The organism is Acidovorax sp. 100, from assembly GCF_003688355.1.
GTDB classification, from domain to species: domain Bacteria; phylum Pseudomonadota; class Gammaproteobacteria; order Burkholderiales; family Burkholderiaceae_C; genus Acidovorax; species Acidovorax delafieldii.
Genome location: NZ_REFD01000001.1, coordinates 2009043 through 2026521 on the forward strand (window position 1 = coordinate 2009043; position 17479 = coordinate 2026521).

Genomic DNA, 17479 nt, shown 5'->3' on the forward strand with positions numbered 1-17479 from the left:
CTGCGGACCAAGCCCTCAGTTCAACGGGTGGCGGGCAGGCCGGTGGGCTGGATATATCCCAGCTGCCAGGCCACCAGAATGCACAAAAACAGCACGATGGACAGCCCGACACGCACCGCCAGCGCTTTGGCCATGTGGTTGCCCTTGCTCTTGTCGTCGCGCCCATTGCGCATCATGAAGAACAGGGCTGATGCCAGGCTGGCCAAAATGGCGAGGAACGCCAGCACTACGAGGTATTTCATGGAGCGCATTATCCTGTGACCCCCCTTCGCCGTCCTGTGGACCTGCGTTTTTGGCTCATTACCCTGGCTGCGGTGGTGGGCATGCTGGTCACCGCCTCTTTGGGGCGCTGGCAATTGTCGCGAGCCGCCCAGAAAGAGTCGCTGCAGGCGATGCTGGATGCGCGCGCCACCTTGCCGGCCATTGATGGACGCACGCTGACAGACCTGACTAACCAGACACCCGAGGCGCAACAGGCCCTCGTACACCGTGCTGTGGTGCTGCAGGGGCGCTGGTTGCCTGAACACACGGTGTATCTGGACAATCGGCAGATGCAGGGGCGCCCTGGTTTTTTTGTGCTCACGCCACTGCAGCTTTCTGGCGGGGGTGCTGGGGTGGTGCTGGTGCAGCGCGGATGGGCGGGGCGCAATTTTCAGGACCGCACCCAGCTGCCTTCCGTGACCACGTCGGCTGACACCGAGGTGCGCGTTCAAGGCCGCGTGGCCCTGGCGCCCTCGCGGCTGTATGAGTTCCAAGGGGGCAATAGCGCACAGGGGTCTTCCCGCATCCGGCAAAATCTCGACTTGGCAGCGTTCCGTACCGAAACCGGTCTGGCGCTCGCCTCCCTTACGGTGTTGCAGACAGGCCCGGCAGGCGACGCGGGCGATGGCCTGCAACGCGACTGGCCTGTGGTCGGCGCAGGCATCGAAAAACACTACGGTTACGCATTTCAATGGTTCGGGCTCTGCGGCCTGATAGCACTCCTTTATGTCTGGTTCCAAATCGTCCGACGGTTCATTCGCCCGCGCAGCCAGCCTGCCGCCTGATTCACAGGTGGGCGCCCGTGCAGAGCACCCGCTGGGGCTGACCGTGCACACCTTGCCCGAGGCGGGGGATGCGGTCGCCACCGTGCAGCGTGCGCGCCATGGGCGCTGGAAGATGCTGGGCGTGCTGCTGATCTGCGCGGCGCCGGTGGTTGCCTCGTACTTCACTTACTACGTGATCCGTCCGGAGGGGCGGCGCAATTACGGTGAGTTGATCAATCCCCAGCGCACAGTGCCCGCGCTCATGGCCTCCACGCTCGATGGTGGGGCCGCCCGGCTGGAGGCCCTCAAAGGCCAATGGTTGCTGGTGAGCGTGGCGGGGGGCGACTGTGATCCGGCCTGCCAGAAGCACCTGTACCTGCAGCGCCAGCTGCGCGAGAGCCTGGGCAAGGAAAAGGACCGTGTGGACTGGGTCTGGCTGATCAACGACAACGCTTTGCCTCCGGCCGCCCTCACTCCCGCCCTGCAACAGGCTACCGTGTTGCGGGTGGACCCGGGCGCGCTCAAGGCCTGGCTGGAGCCTGCCCCGGGCCAGCAGCTGGCGGACCACCTCTATGTGGTGGACCCGATGGGCAACTGGATGATGCGTTTTCCGGCCGCCATGGACACCGGTGGCGCCGCCAAGGCCAAGCGTGATCTGGAGCGTCTGCTGCGCGCTTCTTCTTCGTGGGATGAGCCGGGGCGGCCGGTCAAGCCATGACCGATACCCAACCGCTGTACGACCTGGCTCCAGTGCTCGAGCTGATGCTGCTCGGCCTGGTGATCGCACTGGGGCCGCTGGTCTGGGTGTGGGCGCGTAACCGCCGCAGCTCTCCCATGCGGCGCCTGCAGGCGCTCACGGTGCTCACGCTGTTCCTCACGTTTGATCTGGTGCTGTTTGGCGCTTTCACGCGCCTGACCGACTCGGGCCTCGGTTGTCCCGACTGGCCTGGCTGCTATGGCAGTGCCAGCCCGGTGGGCGCCCGCGCCGAGATTTCAGCCGCCCAGCAGGCCATGCCCACCGGCCCGGTGACCCACGGCAAGGCCTGGATCGAGATGATCCACCGTTACCTCGCCACGGGGGTGGGGGTGCTGATCATTGTGATCACTGTGTCGTCCTGGGTGCAGCAACGGCGTGCCCGGCGCGATGGCGGACAGCAGGCGCCGCCGCTCAGCCCCTGGTGGCCCACGGTGACCTTGTTGTGGGTGTGCCTGCAGGGTGCATTTGGCGCGCTCACGGTGACCATGAAGCTCTTTCCCGCCATCGTCACCCTGCACCTGATCGGTGGCTTGGTGCTGCTGGCCCTGTTGTGTGTGCAGGCCGTGCGCCATACCCACAGTGCCCAGGGGCGCTCACCGGTGGCCTTGTCCCCCGTGCTGCGCTGGGGGCTGGTACTGACAACGCTGCTGCTGGCCCTGCAGGTGGTGCTGGGGGGCTGGGTCAGCACCAACTATGCGGTGCTGGCATGCACCACCTTCCCCACCTGCCAGGGCAGCTGGTGGCCCGCCATGGACTTTGCGCAGGGCTTCCAGATCTGGCGCAAGCTGGGCCTGTTGCAAGACGGCAGCCACATCAGCTTTGCTGGGCTCACCGCCATTCACTACGTGCACCGCCTGATGGCGTATGTGGTGCTGCTGGCGCTGGGCCTGGTGGCCTGGCGCTTTCACCGCAGTGGCGTGCTGCCCGCGCAGGCGCGGTGGATCGGCGGGCTGACCTTGCTGCAACTGGTGACGGGTTTGTCCAACGTGGTGCTGGACTGGCCCCTGGTGGCGGCGGTGCTGCATACCGGCGGTGCTGCAGCTTTGGTGGTGGTATTGACCTGGACCCTGGTGTCCAGCCGCGCAGCGCCCGCGCCCCGAGAGTTTTCCGCGCCCACGGGCGCATCGAGAGTATCTGCATGAGTGTTGCCCCCTCCGCCGTTGCTGTGCCGCCCTCGCGGTTCCAGCAGTTTTATGCGCTGACCAAGCCCCGCGTGGTACAGCTCATCGTCTTTTGTGCGCTGATCGGCATGGTGCTGGCCGTGCCCGGCCTGCCCAACGCTGCGCAACTGGGCCACATGGCGCTGGCCTGCCTGGGCGTGTGGCTGGTGGCGGGTGCTGCAGCCGCGTTCAATTGCATCGTCGAGCAAGGCATTGACGCCAAGATGAAGCGCACCGCCTGGCGGCCCACGGCCAAGGGCGAGCTGTCCAACGCGCAGACCCTGCTGTTCTCGGCCGTACTCTGTGCCGCAGGCTCCGTGCTGCTGTATGTCTGGATCAACCCGCTGACCATGTGGCTCACCTTTGCCACCTTTGTGGGTTACGCGGTGGTCTACACCGTGATCCTCAAACCCTTGACGCCCCAGAACATCGTCATTGGCGGCGCCTCGGGGGCCATGCCGCCGGTGCTGGGTTGGGCGGCCATGACCAACGATGTAGGGCCCGAGGCGCTTATCCTTTTCCTCATCATCTTTTTGTGGACGCCACCGCATTTCTGGGCGTTGGCCCTGTACCGGGTGGAGGATTACCGCAAGTCTGGCCTGCCCATGCTGCCAGTCACTCACGGCAACGAGTTCACGCGGTTGCAAGTTTTCTTGTACACGCTGATCCTGCTGGCCGGGAGCATGATGCCCTTCATCTACGGCATGAGTTCCTGGATCTATCTGGTTGCCGCCGTGCTCCTCAGTCTGGGTTTCTGTGGCTACGCGTTCGCGCTGTGGCGCAATTATTCGGACGCTCTGGCCCGCAAGACCTTCCGCTTCTCCCTTATCCACCTGAGCGTGCTGTTTGCGGCACTGCTGGTGGACCACTATGTGCTGTGATGATATCCATGCAGAAACGAAACGCTCTTCAATTGATAGCGGCTGGTGCAGTATCCATATGCGCTACAGGCCTCCTGGGTGCATGTTCCGAGAAAAAGGCCGAATTCCGGGGTGTGGACGTCACCGGCGCTGAGTATGCCCGCGACATTCCACTGACCGATCACAATGGCCAGCCACGCCACATCAAGGACTTTGCCGGCAAAGTGGTGGTGGTGTTCTTCGGTTACACCCAGTGCCCCGACGTGTGTCCCACGTCGATGCAGGAGCTGGCCGAGGTCAAGCAGATGCTGGGCAAGGACGCAGGCCGTCTGCAGGGCATTTTTGTAACGGTGGACCCGGAGCGCGACACGCCCGAAGTGCTCAAGGCCTACATGGCCAACTTCGACCCGAGCTTCTTGGCGCTGCACGGCACACCCGAGCAACTGGCCGCTGTCGCCAAGGACTTCAAGATCTATTACAAGAAAGTCGATGGCAAGACGCCCACCAGCTACACCATGGACCACTCTGCAGGTAGCTACGTGTACGACCCCGCAGGGCGCCTGCGGGTCTACAACCGCTATGGCAGCGGCGCACAGGCCCTGGCGGCCGATGTGAAGGTGTTGTTGGCCGAGGCCGGGGGCTGAGCCCCCAGCCCCTGAGTGACCCGGGGCCTGTGCCAGGCCGCCGTTATGCGAGGCACTGTGCGGCCCCGCATGAGCTCTGGTGCTCTTGGGCCTTATTCGGCCTTGATGCCCCGCATCGCAATCACGCCGCCCAGCAGATTGGTGTCGGCCTTGATGCGGTTGGCCAGGCCTTCGGGAGACGAGCCCACCGTCTGCCACCCCTGCTGAAATAGCTTGCTGCGCACGTCTTCGCTGCGGGCGATCTCGCTGATCAGAGCGGCCAGCTTGGCCTGGATGGGCTTGGGCATGGTGGAAGGCGCTGCGAAGGCGTTCCAGATTTCCAGGTTGAAGTTGCTAATGCCTGCCTCGGCCAGGCTCGGCACCTCGGGTGCCAGCGGGCTGCGCCCGGAGGAGGTCACGCCGATTGCGCGCAGCTTGCCCGCACGCACCTGGGCCTGCGCCAGCGCCGGGGGCAGCAGCGCCATCTGCAGCTGGCCGCCCAGCATCGCGTTGGCCACCTGCGGATAGCCAGGGTAGGGCACATGCACGGGGTTGATGTTGCTGCGCGCCTTGAGCAGCTCGGTGCCGATGTGGCCCACCGTGCCCACGCCTGGCGTACCGTAGCTCCACTTGTCGCCACCGTTGCGTGCTGCCACGAAGAAGTCGCGGGCACTGCTGTTGGCGGCCACGCCGGGCTGGTTGACGGGTGCAGTCAGAATCAGCGGTGAGGTGCCGATCAGGCTCAGCGGTGCCAGGTCCTTGATCGGGTCATACGGAACCGCCGGGTTCAGCAGCTTGGCAATCGTCATGTTGCCGTTGATCATCAGCCCGATGGTGTGATCGTCACGGGCCTTGGCCACTGCGTCGGCGCCAATGTTGCCGCCTGCGCCCACCTTGTTGTCCACAATCACGGGCTGGCCCAGGGCCTTGGACAGGGGTTCCGAGAACGTGCGTGCCGTCAGGTCTGGCGACGATCCCGCAGGAAAGCCCACGATGATCTTCAGCGGCTTGGTGGGCCAGGCCAGCGGCGCGGGCGCAGTGGCAGCAGCCTTGCCGGCGCTTTGCGCCAGGGCCCAGGGGGATGCGGCAGCCAGCGCGATCAACAGCGAAGCACGGCGGGAAACACGGCCAGGAAAGGCGGGACGTGAGGGCATGGGGTGCAATCTCCTTGAAGAATATTCGGGGGCCCAAACGACGCGGGGCCCCAGAGCTGGGGCCCCGCGAGGCAACTTCTGCAGCCCGGGATATTAACCCCGCTGCCCGGACCGGTCAGGCGTATTCGGCCAGGGCCTTTTTCATCTTCTTCATGGCAGCCACTTCGATCTGGCGAATGCGCTCGGCGCTCACGCCGTACACCGCCGCCAGGTCGTGCAGCGTCATGCCGCCGCTGCCGTCGTCATTGACCTTGAGCCAGCGCTCTTCCACGATGCGGCGGCTGCGGTCGTCCAGGCTGGCCAGTGCGTTGGCAATGCCGTCGGTAGCCAGGGCGTCGCGTTGGCGCGACTCGATCATGGCCGTGGGTTCGTGCGATGCATCGGCCAGGTAGGCAATGGGGCCAAACGCCTGTTCGCCATCATCGGCAGGGGCTGGGTCCAGCAATACATCGCCACCCGCCATGCGGGTTTCCATTTCGATGACTTCTTCGCGCTTCACATTGAGCTGCGCGGCCACGGCGTCGATCTCATGGTCCGACAGGGTGTCGCGGTGCGTGGCGGCATCGGCGGCTGAGGCATCGGCCTTAAAGCCCTGCTTCATGGAGCGCAGGTTGAAGAACAGCTTGCGCTGCGCTTTGGTGGTCGCCACCTTGACCATGCGCCAGTTCTTCAGGATGTATTCGTGGATCTCGGCCTTGATCCAATGCATGGCGTAGCTCACCAGGCGCACGCCCTGATCGGGGTCGAAACGCTTGACGGCCTTCATCAGGCCCACATTGCCTTCCTGGATCAGGTCGCCATGGGGCAGGCCGTAGCCCAGGTACTGGCGTGCAATCGAAACCACGAGGCGCAGGTGCGACATCACCAGCCGGCCGGCAGCGTCCAGATCGTTGTTGTCCTTGAGCTGGCGTGCGTAGGTCTGCTCTTCTTCGTGCGTGAGCAGGGGCAGGCGGTTGACGGCCGAAATGTAGGCGTCCAGATTGCCCAAGGGGGGCACCAGCGCCCAGGGATTGGCGGGTGCCAGAGACATCGTCGCGGTTCCAGATTGAATGTTCATTCCGGGAATCCTTTCCTCTAAGCCATGATATTAGCACTCTCTCTGATTGAGTGCTAAGCCCGGAGTTCCCGTCGGGTTGCTCATTGATACCGTTGAACAATTTTTGAGTTGTCGATTTCGATTCCACGTGAGTTTTGTATTTTTGAGTTAGGCCAAAAGCTACATAACTCTTTGATTTTTAAGAGATATTTCAATATTTCCGACGGCGCTTTGAACTGTTGATGCCTATTTTCTAGGCAAAATTCTAATAATCTTGCCACCGCCATTGCGAGCAGATGTTCGGACACCGAGGGCTTCGAAACAGCAGGCAGTCGGATGAAGGATGGACGGTATGGTGTAAGCGCGTGCTAACTTTTTGATGCTCTGGTCAAGAGCTGAGCGCGGCAGAGAACTAGGCGCACCACCTTTCATATTTCAGAAGATGTGGCGGCCGCTCTGTCTATCTCTAGCGAACTCTGAGTTCCTGCAGAGGCTGAATACCTTGGTGTTCCAGTGGATGACGCGCGACCGACAGGTCCAGGCTGAAGACGACAAGTCAAATGTGCAGTTTTGCCACCGAGCTTGCCGAAGTCAGGACTTTCTTACAGAGCGCACTGGAATCGGTCACCGCTCAACAAAAATGGATGCGAGGCCTGTTGTGAGGTCGCAAATGTCCTTTGGCGAAAAATCGATCCCGTCATTCCATCTCATGGGCTGGATTGCCAGGCTGGAACTGCCGCCTTCAGCGTACCGCAACAGCTGCCGCCTCATAGATATCGATCTGCGGTGACTCCTGGCACAAGCTTGCCATTGACTGCGCGAACGTGCGCGATGCTTCCACGCGGAAATGAGCTTGCAGTGCGGCCATGCTTTCCCAGCGCTCCACAAACACGAAGCGTAGCGGCTGCTGCACATCGCGGCTCACTTCGTGGGACATGCACCCTGGCTCTGTCCGGGAGCGCAGGACATGCTCCACGGCCAGCTGCTCAACGGCCTCTTGTGTGTCTGGGCGTGCAATCACATGGCCTGTGACGATGATCATGGTGCTGCTTTCACTGTGCTCGTGGTTGGATAGGAATGAACGGATGATCTCAGGCGCTAACGCGCGCTCGCACCGCCGTCGATGGGGATGATGGCTCCGGTCATGTAGCTCGATGCCGGCGAAGCCAGCAGCAGCGCCAGCCCCTGAATCTCATGCGGCTGGGCGATGCGGCCCAGCGGGATGTAGGTGCGCATACGCTCGGCGCTCTCCGGCAGACGCAAGCGGCCTCCGTTGATGCCGGTGGCAAAGGGGCCGGGGGCGATGGCGTTGACCAGAATGTTGAATGGCGCCAGCTCGATGGCCGCCTGGCGCACCACGTTGTTCACCGCAGCCTTGGAGGCCACGTAGGCGTAGCCGGAATGTGCCTCCGACCTCAGCCCGGCAATGGACGATGTCACGATGATCCTCCCTTGTCCGCGGGGCTTCATATGGCGACTGGCGGCGCGCAGCGTGGTCAGCACGCCCGTCAGGTTCACCTGAAGTACCTTTTCCCATGCTGCCGGGTCCACATTTTCCAGGCGCCCTTGTTCGGCCAAGAAACCGCGTCCAGCGCTCATGCCCGCATTGGCAAACACGCAGTCGATGGGCCCTTCGGCCGCGATGACGTCGAGGTGGCGGTCCACCTCGGCGCCGTCGCTGACGTCGATCACTCGCTGCTGCACCTTTGTGTACGTCTTGCGCAGGCGCTGCACTTCGGCGTCCAGCGCTGGCGCATCGCTGTCGGACAGCACGACTTCCGCACCCGCCTCCAGCAGGGCTTCTGCAATGGCCAGCCCGAGACCGCTGGCAGCGCCCGTCACCAGCGCTCGCTGGCCGGTCAGATCAAACAAGGATGGCAACGAGGCCATGGTGGCGGTGCTGTGCATCAACGAGTTCCTTGCAGCGGAATGAGGTGGTCCCAACGCTCAGTGGCTTCGATCATGTAGTGCACGCTCAAGGTCACACGCTGAAAGAACCACTGGCCTTCCAGGCGGATGTACTCGTCGTCAAAGCGGCCCACCACGTAAAAGCTCTTGCCTTCCTTCACAGGTCGGCCGTCCAGGTAGCTGGACCCTGTGCCTCGGTCGCCCTGTACCTGCACGACATGGCTGTGGATGAATTGCCGGGCCGTTTGCACCGGAAACGATGCGAAGAACGCACGGATGTTGTCGCGGCCCCGTACTTCGGGGCGCCCGCCGTAAGCCACATACGCATCGGGGGCAAACAGCTCGTAGAGTCGGTTGCCCGCATCCTCATTCACCAACTCGTGGTAGCGGGCACGCAGCGCGCGGATGGCTTCGATGCTCTCCAAGCGTTCAACGCGTTCTGTGAGGCCCCTCATATGCTCATGCAAGGCGTCAAGGTCGGTGGATGGGGGGGCAGCGGTCACTGAAGACTCTCCTGGTGAATGTGGTGGAAATCACCCATGATTTTTTGGGTGCGGTCCCACACGGATGCACCCGTGTGGGCGTGGGGAATGACATAGAAGCGGCGCGCATGAATCGCGTCGACCGCAGCGCGTGCAACATCCTCGGCCGTGATGGCTGAAGCGGCCATGCCGGCACGCACGCGCTCTCCATAGGCGGCAGCCGTGGGGCCCACCTCTGGCAATGCGGCTGGTCGGTTGCGTTGTGACTGGTCAATGTGCGTGGCCACCAGGGAGGGGCACAAGACGGACACGCCGATGGGCGAACCCACCTGCTCCAGATCCTTGGCCAGGCATTCCGAGAAAGCGACGACTGCGTGCTTGCTGGCGCAGTACACGGCGGAACCTGCGATGGTGGCGAGGCCTGCAGCCGATGATGTGTTGACGATGTGGGCCGGCATGCCCCGGGCCTGCATGCGTGGCAAAAAGCTGCGCACGCCATGCACCACCCCCATCAGGTTCACGCCCAGCACCCACCTCCAGTCGTCGTCCGTGGCATCCCAGGCGGTCCCGAGCACTGCCACGCCGGCGTTGTTGAAGAGCCAATCCACACCGCCCCAATGGCCCCAGCTGGCTTCGGCCAGTCGCTCCACGTCTGCGGCGTTGGACACGTCGCAGCGCTGCACCATGCACGCGGCGCCTGCCGCCTCTACCAGCGCCTGCGTTTGCGCCAGGGCTTCGGCCTCGATGTCGGCCGCCACCACCGCCATGCCTTCGTGGGCGCATGCCAGCGCGAGCGCGCGGCCGATGCCGCTGCCCGCACCGGTGACCACGGCCACTTGGAGGGCCGGCATCAGAGGCTCGCTCCGGACTTGCGGATTACCTCGCCCCATTTGGCGGCCTCGGCCGCCACGAAGGGTGCGAACTGCTCGTGTGGCATGCCCATCTTGACGCTCGACACTGCGTCCAGCGACGCCGTGACCTCGGGCGAGTTCAGTGCCTGGCCTACCGCGTCGGACAAGCGCTTGACGATGGGCGCTGGCGTGTTAGCTGGTGCAAAGACCCCGCCCCAGTTCATGGCCACCACGCTCGGTATTCCGGCCTCGGCCATGGTCGGCACGTTGGGTAGCACGGCCAGGCGGCTAGTGCTGGTGACGGCCAGTGCTGTGATTTTCCCGTCCCGGATCTGCGCCCGGGAGGTCTGCACGTAGTCGAACATCACATCCAGGTTCCCGGCAATCACATCGACCATGGCCGCCGTGCTGGACTTGTAGGGGATGTGGTTGAAACGCGCACCGGTCTGGGTTTGCAACAGCTCCAGGCACAGGTGGGCTGATGTGCCGTTGCCACCAGAGCCAAAGTTGAGCTTTCCTGGCTGTTGTTTGCCAAACGCAATCACATCGGTCACGGTGCTGAACTTCATGCTGGGGTTTGAGACCAGGACGTTCGCGTTCCCAGTCAGCCCGTGTATGGCCACAAAGTCCTTGACCGGGTCGTAGCGGATGTTCTTGAAGAGCGCCGTGTTGGTGCCCTGCGTGCCTTGCGTGCCGATCAGCAGGGTGTATCCGTCGGGCGCCGCTCGGGACACGAACTCGGCACCGATGGAGCCGCTCACCCCCACCCGGTTATCGATGACGATGGACTGGCCCAAGTTGTCGCTCAGCGCGCGTGCGATCAGGCGGGCTTGGACATCCACCACGCTGCCTGCGGAGAAAGGAACGACGAGGGTGATCGGGCGCTGCGGATAAGCGCTCTGTGCAAATACCGAGGGCGAGAGTGCCAGAGCCCCCATGGATGCCGAGAAATGGCGGCGATTCATCATGGTCTTGTCTCCTTGTTGTGTGTTCGGTCGTGCTGCATGAGAACGCAGCACGGTTAGCACCTGAGCGGCGCAGAGGCGGTTTGACCGACCACCCCGTCCTGCATCAAACCATCGCGAAACCGCCGGATGCACCGATGGTCTGCCCCGTGATGAACAGCGCGCGGTTCGACGCCAGGAACGCCACGATGCCCGACACGTCGCCCGGACGGGACAGGCGACCCACGCCTTTGGAGATGGGATATGCATTGAGCATCTTGCCCAGCAGTTCGTTGTTCTCTACCGTGGCGTGGATGTTCAACGGACCGTCCTTGATGCCCTCATGGGACACGGCGCCCAGAGCGATGGAGTTGACGGTGACCGCATGGCGGCCGTGCTCCCGTGCAAGGGCCTTGGCGAAACCGGCAATCGCAGCCTTGGCCCCCGAATACACCGCCATGTTGGCCTCGCCGATGCGGCCCGCTTCCGAGATGATGTTGATGATGCGACCCGTCTTACTTTGCACCATGCCCGGCAACACGGCGCGGCAGCAGTGCATGGTGCCGTAGACGTTCAGGTTCACGATCTTGGCCCAGTCCACCACGGGGGTGTCCACAAAGGCGGGTGTGCGGCCCCCTTTTTCGCGGCGCTCAGGGATGATGCCCGCGTTGTTGACCAGCACCGTGATGGGTGCGCCGAAATGCTCGGCGGCATTGGCCACCATGGCATCGACCGCCTCCTGTTGGGTAATGTCCGCCGGTGCGGCATAAGCTTGCCCGCCTGCGGCGTTGATCTCATCCGCCACCGCTTGGGCGCGTTCGGCAAACAGGTCGTTCACCACCACGCGCGCACCTTCGGCCGCGAGTTCGATGCAAATCTGCCGGCCTACACCTTGCCCACCGCCAGTGACGAGCGCGACCTGTCCGTTCAATCCGAGTTCCATGGGATACCTTTCGTGTGTGTTGTCTGATGAAGTCGCCAGTGCGCTAAGGCCCTAGCGTCCTTTGAATTGGGGTTCGCGTTTCTCGACAAAGGCGCGCATGCCCTCGATGCGGTCTTCGCTGTCCACGATCATTGCGGCCGCATAGCGCTCGTATTCCAGGCCCGAGTCCAGGTCGGTCTGCATGCCTCGGTTGATGGCACGTTTGGCAAAACGGACCGCCAGCGGCGGGTGCTGCGCAACGCGCTGGCTCAGTTCCAGTGCAGCTGTCATCAACTCGGCTTGCGGCACCACACGGCTGACGAGGCCGTAGCGCAATGCCGTTTCCGCGTCCATCAAGTCGGCCGTCAGGATCAGCTCTTTGGCTCTGGCTTCGCCCACCAGCCGTGGCAGTCGCTGCGTGCCACCGGCTGCTGGAATGACGCCCAGCTTGATTTCTGGCAGGCCGAAGCGCGCGTGGGAGGCCGCGATGCGCAGGTCACAGCACAAGGCAATCTCCAGCCCGCCGCCCAGGGCCACACCGTTGATGGCCGCAATGACGGGTTTCTCGAACTCTTCGATGTTGCGGAACAATTCGTGGGTTGCTTTCTGCCGCACGAAATACTCCGTGCCGCGCACCACGTCGGTAGCGCGCTCCTTGATGTCAGCGCCCGCGCAGAATGCTTTGTCGCCGCTGCCGGTGATCAGAACCGCGCGCACTTGGTCGTCGTTGCGCGCCAGTTCAAAGAAGGCACGCGCCAGGTCCGGCTTCATGGTGCTGCCCAACGTGTTCATGCGGTCGGGCCGGTTGAGGGTGATCACGGCCACGCGATCGCGCACCTCATAGAGCAATGTGCCCAGGTCCTGGATATCAGGGGTAGTCATTGGCTTGCTTTCAAAAAGAGATCTGAAGTGCCGTCACGCCGATGCCGACAGCACATGAGCGACGGACACAGACCCCAGACCGATCATGTGGGCCATGCCCCACCGCGCGTTGGGGTGCTGCCGGCCTTCGGCTTCACCCCGCAGCTGGCGGGTGATTTCCGCCAACTGGCCGATACCCGTGGGGCCGAGTGGGTGGCCCATGCCGATGAGGCCGCCCGACGCGTTGATGGCGCAGCGGCCGCCAATGTGCGAATCGCCACGCGCCAGATAGTGGGCGCCTTCGCCGGGATCGCACACACCAATCGCTTCGCTGTACAGCAACTCCTCCACCGAGAAGGCGTCATGCAGTTCCAGCAGGTCTAGCTCTTTGGGGGCGATGCCCGCTTGTTCAAAAGCAGCCTGTGCGCTGGTGCGGACCAGCTCTACAGCGCTGTCGCCGTAGTGCGTTTCGGGCCGTTCACTGCCTGCGACCGACGCCTTGACACGCACGCAGCGCCGGGCATCCAGTCCCAATTTTCGGATCGCGTTGCCAGAGACCACCATCACCGCAGCAGCGCCTTCGCCGCGCGGGCAGCATTGCTGCACCGTGAGGTCTCCCACCACGCGGGGCGATGCAAGCACCTGCTCCAGCGTACGCGGTTTGCGGAACTGCGCGAACGGGTTGCGCGCCGCATTGCCGTGGTTCTTCACGGCCACGTTGGCCATTTCCTCCACGGATGCTCCGCGCTCGCGCAGGTAGGTACGCGCCATCATCGCGAACTTGGCGGCGGGAATGGTGGCCGTTTCGCTCAGTCGCTCCAGGCCGTCCTTGTTGGCGGCGCGGCGCCCGTCGCCATGTTTGTCTACTCCGACTGCCAGCACCACATCACTCATGCCGGTGGCCACTTCCATGCAGGCTTGGCGGAAGGCGAACGACCCGGAGGCCGATGCGTTTTCCACCTGTGTCACCGCCAGGCCCGTCGACCCCAGGTGGCGCAGCATGACGCGGCCGGCTGCCATCCCGATGGAGGTGGTGCCCACGTACGCGCTTTGCACGCGGCCCCATGGAAGCCCCGAGTCCGCCAGTGCGGCGCGCACAGCTGTCAGGCCCAGCTTGGTGTAAGGCGTTTCGGTCGGGAACTGGTAGGGATGCAGACCAATACCGGCGATAAACACGCCGCCATTGACATCGAGCCAGTTGCGCGAAGTAGATTGTTGTGTATTGCTCATTGAGCGGCTCCTTCATTCACGGGCACAAAGCGGCAGACGTAAACGCCTTCTTCCGGCTTCACTTCGGCAACGGCGCGAACCGTCGTACCGTGCTTCAGCGCCGATTCATCTGCCACGGCCATCACACCTTCTTCGACGATGCCGGGCGCGATGCGAATGTCCCCCGCAACGCTGGGCGCCGCCATGCCGGGCAGCAGCGGCACATGCAGCGTCACGAACTCCAGTAGGTCTCCACCGCCTGGACGGGTCACGCGCAGGGCTTCGCTCAGCGGCTCTCCGCAGTGCATGCAGCCCGGCGCGTTGGCAGGAAAGCTCAGCTCCCCGCAGGCGCCGCACTGTGCAAAGAAGAAGTTGAGCGAGTGGCCGTCTTCAGCCAGCTCATACAGAGTGGGCTGCAACGGTTTCAAGGAAGTCTTTGAATCGGTCATAGGAAGAAGGGAGGGAAAAGGAAAGCTGCTGGGCGGGCATGGATTGCCCGCAGCCTGTCAATCAAGCTTGGCGCCCGACTGCTGAACCACTGCACGCCACCGTGTCATCTCCGACTTCACGAAGGTGCCCAGCTTGGCGTCGCGCAGGCCGACGAGCGGGACGCTGCCGAACTTCTCGGTGGCCTGCAGCATTTCGGGGTGAACGATGGCCTTGGCGATCTCGTCGCCCAGGCGCTTCACGATGTCTGGCGGTGTCTTGGCCGGAACGAACACAGCGCCCCAGGCTGTGGATTCGGCTTCGGGAACGCCCAGCTCACCCACGGTGGGTACGTCGGGCGAGCTGGCCAGGCGCGTCTTGGAGGTGACCGCCAGCGCCTTGAGCTTGTTCGCCTGCACCTGGGGCAGCACCACCGCCGGGTAGTCGAACATCAGGTCGACGTTGCCCGCCATCAGGTCGCTCAAGGCCGGCGCGCTGCCGCGGTACGGCACATGGGTCATCTTGATGCCGGCGGCGGTCTGGAACAGCTCGGCCGTCAGGTGGGTGCCCGTGCCAGGCCCGGCGGAGCCGTAGTTGAGCTTGCCGGGATTGGCCTTGGCATAGGCAATCAACTCGGGCACCGTCTTGAACGGGCGCGAAGGGTTGATCACCAGCATGAGCGGCGTTTCCGACATGGCGTGCACAGGCACAAAGTCCGCCACGGGGTCATAGCGCACGTTCTTGTACAGCGCCAGATTGGCGCCATGCGTTCCCTGCGTGCCGTAAATGATGGTGTAGCCATCGGGCGGCTGGCGCGAGGCCGACTCGACACCGATGGAGCCGCCCGCCCCGGGGCGGTTGTCCACCACCACCGACTGACCCAGCTGTGCGCTGAGCAGCTTGGCCAAAAGCCGCGAGGTGCTGTCCGTAATGCCCCCAGGTGGGAACGGCACCACAAACGTGATGGGCTTGCTGGGCCACGCATCTCCCGCAGCGTGCAGCACACCGAAGGCCAATGAGGCGATGACAAAAACAACCAGTTTTCGGAAGGTTCTACGCATGTTTGTCTCCATTTTTTGTTGCCACTAGATTGCGGCTGGTCGTAGAATACTTCAATATTTCGTAGACAAGCAAGAAGTTTTGATCTTCGTGTAGAAAGCAAGAAGCGAGATTCCACAAAGATTTCCTCAATGAATAGTCCTGCTGTCAAAGCTATGATTCGTTGATATCTACGAAATACCGGAGAACTTATGCCCACCATCGTCCCCGCTGCGTCTCGCACCATGGCCCTTCTGGAGGTCTTTGCCCGGGAGCGCCGCGAACTCTCCAACTCAGACCTTGCGCGCCTGATGGACCTGCCAGAAAGCAGTTGCTCCGATCTCTTGCATACGCTGCATGAGCTGGGCTACTTGATGCGGACAGCGCGGACCCGGCGCTTCTACCCCACGGCCCGCCTGCTCACGGTTGCCAAAGGCATTGCTGCAGGGGATTCGCTCTACGCGGTGGCGTCCGAGGCCTGCGAACTGCTGCGCGACAAGACTGGAGAGACCGGCATGTGCGGCCGCGTGGAGGCCGGCGTGGTCAAGGTCCTGGCGTTTGCCGAGGGCACACACCCGCTGCGCTATGTGGAGAACGTGGGCAACAAGATCGCCCTGCACGTATCTGCTTTGGGCAAGGCCGAGCTGGCGCTGGGCACGCCCGAAGAGGCTGCACGCCAGCTGCGGCTCAAGCCGCTCAAGCAGATCGCCCCCGGCTCCATCACCGACCTCGCAGCGCTGGAGGCGCAGATCGCGCAAGCGCGCGAGCAAGGCTGGATGTGGGTGGAGAACGAAGGCTTTGACGGCCTGGCCGCCATCGCCGTGGCTGGCTATCTGGGCGACGAACCCCTCGCGCTGTCGATCGCCGGCCCCACCGAACGGCTGCGTCGTACCAAAGACGCGTGCCTGCAGGCCTTGCAGGAGGTACGGGCGCTCGTGTTCCACCCCCAGAACCCCGCGCCCACGCTGCGCGCCACCGCCTCGGGCCGGCGCAGCGCGGGCACCAAAGACGCCACGCCCGCATAGCGGCGGGTCCATGCATTCAACCCAGGAGACATAGCCATGTATGCAACGATGAGTTCCGAACAAGAAATGCTGCGCGACAGCGTGCGCCGCTTCATGAAAAGCGAGGTCGCACCCCGCGTGGCCCAGCACGACCGGGACAAGACCTTCCCCTTCGAACTCCTCAAGGAGCTGTCCCAGTTCGGATACATCGGTGGCCGCCTGCCCGAGGCCCTGGGAGGCATGGACATGGACCAGATGACCTGGGCGATGCTCATGGAAGAGGCGGGCTACACCTGGCTGTCGCTGCGGACCATGGTGAACATCACCAACGCGGCCATCAACAAGCTGGCGGCCGAAGCCAATGAAGAGCAACGCGAACGCTTCCTGAAGCCCCTGCTGGCATCCGAACGCAAGGTGTTCAACGCCATCAGCGAGCCGGGCACGGGTTCGAACATTGCGCAGGTTCAGACCCGCGCAGACCTGCAGGGCGACCACTACGTCCTCAACGGCCGCAAGCTGTGGATAACCAACGGAGCCTTTGGCGACTTTGGCATTGTGGTTGCCCGCACGTTCAGCCCCGATTGCCAGGGAGGGCTCTCCACCTTCTTGGTAGAGCGTGATGTATCGCCTTATGAAGTGCGCAATGTTGACACCATGGTGCTGCGGAGTACTGGTACGGCCGAGCTCGCGTTCGACAACGTCAAGGTGCCTCGCGCCAACCTGCTGGGCGAAGAAGGCAATGCGCTCAAGAAAATGCTCATGGGCCTGGATGGCGCGCGCGTCAACATCGCCATGGGTGCTGTGGGCGCAGCCCAGGCGGCGCTCGACCTGTCCATTGACTACGCCCGAACCCGCACCCAGTTCGGCAAGCCCATCGGCAGTTTCCAGCTGGTTCAAAAGCTCATCGTGGACATGACGATCCGTGTGGAAGCCGCCCGGGCACTGGGCCTGCGCGCCGCCGCCGCACTGGACGCCAATGCCGATGCGCGCACTGCCTGTTCTATCGCCAAGCTCTACGCCACCGAGGCCGCACACGAAGTCGCCAGCATGGCGCTGCAGGTGCACGGCGGCCTGGGCTACGCCACCGACTACCCCATCGAGCGCATCTTCCGCGACACACGCGGCGGCACGATCCCTGAAGGCACCACGGAAGTGCAGACCTTGATTGCCGGGCGCGAAATCCTGGGCATCTCGGCGATTGTTTGACCCTCGTCATAAA

Annotated in this window: 20 protein-coding genes; 7 read left to right on the forward strand and 13 right to left on the reverse strand. The window is 63.4% G+C overall.

All coding sequences use genetic code 11. The features are described 5' to 3' along the window. Window positions 1–20: 20 nt before the first annotated feature. Window positions 21–242, reverse strand: coding sequence for a twin transmembrane helix small protein (locus tag C8C96_RS09350; RefSeq protein WP_056065987.1), 222 nt, complete (start codon window positions 240–242; stop codon window positions 21–23). 15 nt (window positions 243–257) lie between these two features. Here C8C96_RS09350 and C8C96_RS09355 point away from each other — a divergent pair, with 15 nt between their 5' ends. Genes C8C96_RS09355 through C8C96_RS09375 form a run of 5 tightly spaced genes read left to right on the forward strand, consistent with a single transcriptional unit; the run spans window position 258 to window position 4446 of the window. After that, complete coding sequence (locus tag C8C96_RS09355) at window positions 258–1046, forward strand: SURF1 family protein (RefSeq protein ID WP_121942128.1); 789 nt, start codon at window positions 258–260, stop codon at window positions 1044–1046. After that, window positions 988–1743 carry a hypothetical protein gene (locus C8C96_RS09360; RefSeq protein WP_121942129.1) on the forward strand — a complete coding sequence of 252 codons (756 nt, stop codon included), beginning with the start codon at window positions 988–990 and terminating at the stop codon, window positions 1741–1743. Before C8C96_RS09355 ends, C8C96_RS09360 begins: the two co-directional genes overlap by 59 nt. After that, window positions 1740–2924, forward strand: a complete 1185-nt coding sequence (locus C8C96_RS09365) for a heme A synthase (protein WP_121942130.1) — start codon at window positions 1740–1742, stop codon at window positions 2922–2924. The genes C8C96_RS09360 and C8C96_RS09365 overlap by 4 nt, the downstream gene beginning before the upstream one ends. Further along, window positions 2921–3823: a heme o synthase gene (gene cyoE, locus C8C96_RS09370; protein ID WP_121942131.1), complete on the forward strand. Its 903-nt coding sequence runs from the start codon at window positions 2921–2923 to the stop codon at window positions 3821–3823. Before C8C96_RS09365 ends, cyoE begins: the two co-directional genes overlap by 4 nt. Before the next feature lie 8 nt (window positions 3824–3831). Continuing rightward, a complete protein-coding gene (locus tag C8C96_RS09375) occupies window positions 3832–4446 on the forward strand; it encodes an SCO family protein (protein ID WP_199737457.1) in 615 nt (204 codons plus the stop codon). 92 nt (window positions 4447–4538) lie between these two features. Here the strand turns inward: C8C96_RS09375 and C8C96_RS09380 are convergent, their stop codons facing one another. The 12 genes from C8C96_RS09380 to C8C96_RS09435 form a co-directional block, all read right to left on the reverse strand. Then, complete coding sequence (locus C8C96_RS09380; RefSeq protein WP_108498682.1) at window positions 4539–5579, reverse strand: tripartite tricarboxylate transporter substrate binding protein; 1041 nt, start codon at window positions 5577–5579, stop codon at window positions 4539–4541. A gap of 115 nt (window positions 5580–5694) precedes the next feature. After that, complete coding sequence (rpoH, locus tag C8C96_RS09385) at window positions 5695–6636, reverse strand: RNA polymerase sigma factor RpoH (RefSeq protein ID WP_056065967.1); 942 nt, start codon at window positions 6634–6636, stop codon at window positions 5695–5697. 721 nt (window positions 6637–7357) lie between these two features. Next, complete coding sequence (locus C8C96_RS09390; RefSeq protein ID WP_121942132.1) at window positions 7358–7657, reverse strand: putative quinol monooxygenase; 300 nt, start codon at window positions 7655–7657, stop codon at window positions 7358–7360. Between the two features lie 56 nt (window positions 7658–7713). Continuing rightward, window positions 7714–8523, reverse strand: coding sequence for an SDR family NAD(P)-dependent oxidoreductase (locus tag C8C96_RS09395; RefSeq protein ID WP_121942133.1), 810 nt, complete (start codon window positions 8521–8523; stop codon window positions 7714–7716). Continuing rightward, the gene (locus C8C96_RS09400; protein ID WP_121942134.1) at window positions 8523–9026 is read right to left on the reverse strand and encodes a nuclear transport factor 2 family protein; all 504 of its coding nucleotides are present in this window, start codon (window positions 9024–9026) and stop codon (window positions 8523–8525) included. The genes C8C96_RS09395 and C8C96_RS09400 overlap by 1 nt, the downstream gene beginning before the upstream one ends. After that, window positions 9023–9856 (reverse strand): SDR family NAD(P)-dependent oxidoreductase, encoded by an 834-nt coding sequence (locus C8C96_RS09405; protein ID WP_121942135.1) that lies wholly within the window; start codon window positions 9854–9856, stop codon window positions 9023–9025. The genes C8C96_RS09400 and C8C96_RS09405 overlap by 4 nt, the downstream gene beginning before the upstream one ends. After that, on the reverse strand, window positions 9856–10824 hold the full coding sequence (locus C8C96_RS09410; RefSeq protein ID WP_121942136.1) for a tripartite tricarboxylate transporter substrate binding protein: 969 nt from the start codon (window positions 10822–10824) through the stop codon (window positions 9856–9858). The genes C8C96_RS09405 and C8C96_RS09410 overlap by 1 nt, the downstream gene beginning before the upstream one ends. A gap of 103 nt (window positions 10825–10927) precedes the next feature. After that, window positions 10928–11743, reverse strand: a complete 816-nt coding sequence (locus tag C8C96_RS09415; RefSeq protein WP_121942137.1) for an SDR family NAD(P)-dependent oxidoreductase — start codon at window positions 11741–11743, stop codon at window positions 10928–10930. A 51-nt stretch (window positions 11744–11794) separates the two neighbouring features. Next, complete coding sequence (locus tag C8C96_RS09420) at window positions 11795–12604, reverse strand: enoyl-CoA hydratase/isomerase family protein (RefSeq protein WP_121942138.1); 810 nt, start codon at window positions 12602–12604, stop codon at window positions 11795–11797. Between the two features lie 33 nt (window positions 12605–12637). After that, entirely contained in the window at window positions 12638–13813 is a 1176-nt protein-coding gene (locus C8C96_RS09425; RefSeq protein ID WP_121942139.1) for a thiolase family protein, read from the reverse strand. Continuing rightward, the gene (locus tag C8C96_RS09430) at window positions 13810–14220 is read right to left on the reverse strand and encodes a zinc ribbon domain-containing protein (protein WP_121942140.1); all 411 of its coding nucleotides are present in this window, start codon (window positions 14218–14220) and stop codon (window positions 13810–13812) included. The genes C8C96_RS09425 and C8C96_RS09430 overlap by 4 nt, the downstream gene beginning before the upstream one ends. A gap of 78 nt (window positions 14221–14298) precedes the next feature. Next, on the reverse strand, window positions 14299–15279 hold the full coding sequence (locus C8C96_RS09435) for a tripartite tricarboxylate transporter substrate binding protein (protein WP_121942141.1): 981 nt from the start codon (window positions 15277–15279) through the stop codon (window positions 14299–14301). A gap of 189 nt (window positions 15280–15468) precedes the next feature. Between C8C96_RS09435 and C8C96_RS09440 the strand changes: the two genes are divergently transcribed. Together C8C96_RS09440 and C8C96_RS09445 are read left to right on the forward strand one after the other, a co-directional pair. Further along, window positions 15469–16281, forward strand: a complete 813-nt coding sequence (locus C8C96_RS09440; RefSeq protein ID WP_121942142.1) for an IclR family transcriptional regulator — start codon at window positions 15469–15471, stop codon at window positions 16279–16281. A gap of 36 nt (window positions 16282–16317) precedes the next feature. After that, window positions 16318–17466, forward strand: coding sequence for an acyl-CoA dehydrogenase family protein (locus C8C96_RS09445; protein ID WP_233584203.1), 1149 nt, complete (start codon window positions 16318–16320; stop codon window positions 17464–17466). The last annotated feature ends 13 nt before the right edge of the window (window positions 17467–17479 follow it).

Excerpts from the sequence above, each read along its gene's own strand:
- C8C96_RS09350 (WP_056065987.1), bottom strand. The coding sequence starts at position 242 with ATGAAATACCTCGTAGTGCTGGCGTTCCTCGCCATTTTGGCCAGCCTG.
- C8C96_RS09360 (WP_121942129.1), top strand. The coding sequence starts at position 988 with ATGTCTGGTTCCAAATCGTCCGACGGTTCATTCGCCCGCGCAGCCAGC.
- C8C96_RS09365 (WP_121942130.1), top strand. The coding sequence starts at position 1,740 with ATGACCGATACCCAACCGCTGTACGACCTGGCTCCAGTGCTCGAGCTG.
- cyoE (WP_121942131.1), top strand. The coding sequence starts at position 2,921 with ATGAGTGTTGCCCCCTCCGCCGTTGCTGTGCCGCCCTCGCGGTTCCAG.
- C8C96_RS09375 (WP_199737457.1), top strand. The coding sequence starts at position 3,832 with ATGCAGAAACGAAACGCTCTTCAATTGATAGCGGCTGGTGCAGTATCC.
- C8C96_RS09380 (WP_108498682.1), bottom strand. The coding sequence starts at position 5,579 with ATGCCCTCACGTCCCGCCTTTCCTGGCCGTGTTTCCCGCCGTGCTTCG.
- rpoH (WP_056065967.1), bottom strand. The coding sequence starts at position 6,636 with ATGAACATTCAATCTGGAACCGCGACGATGTCTCTGGCACCCGCCAAT.
- C8C96_RS09390 (WP_121942132.1), bottom strand. The coding sequence starts at position 7,657 with ATGATCATCGTCACAGGCCATGTGATTGCACGCCCAGACACACAAGAG.
- C8C96_RS09395 (WP_121942133.1), bottom strand. The coding sequence starts at position 8,523 with ATGCACAGCACCGCCACCATGGCCTCGTTGCCATCCTTGTTTGATCTG.
- C8C96_RS09405 (WP_121942135.1), bottom strand. The coding sequence starts at position 9,856 with ATGCCGGCCCTCCAAGTGGCCGTGGTCACCGGTGCGGGCAGCGGCATC.
- C8C96_RS09410 (WP_121942136.1), bottom strand. The coding sequence starts at position 10,824 with ATGATGAATCGCCGCCATTTCTCGGCATCCATGGGGGCTCTGGCACTC.
- C8C96_RS09415 (WP_121942137.1), bottom strand. The coding sequence starts at position 11,743 with ATGGAACTCGGATTGAACGGACAGGTCGCGCTCGTCACTGGCGGTGGG.
- C8C96_RS09420 (WP_121942138.1), bottom strand. The coding sequence starts at position 12,604 with ATGACTACCCCTGATATCCAGGACCTGGGCACATTGCTCTATGAGGTG.
- C8C96_RS09425 (WP_121942139.1), bottom strand. The coding sequence starts at position 13,813 with ATGAGCAATACACAACAATCTACTTCGCGCAACTGGCTCGATGTCAAT.
- C8C96_RS09435 (WP_121942141.1), bottom strand. The coding sequence starts at position 15,279 with ATGCGTAGAACCTTCCGAAAACTGGTTGTTTTTGTCATCGCCTCATTG.
- C8C96_RS09440 (WP_121942142.1), top strand. The coding sequence starts at position 15,469 with ATGCCCACCATCGTCCCCGCTGCGTCTCGCACCATGGCCCTTCTGGAG.
- C8C96_RS09445 (WP_233584203.1), top strand. The coding sequence starts at position 16,318 with ATGTATGCAACGATGAGTTCCGAACAAGAAATGCTGCGCGACAGCGTG.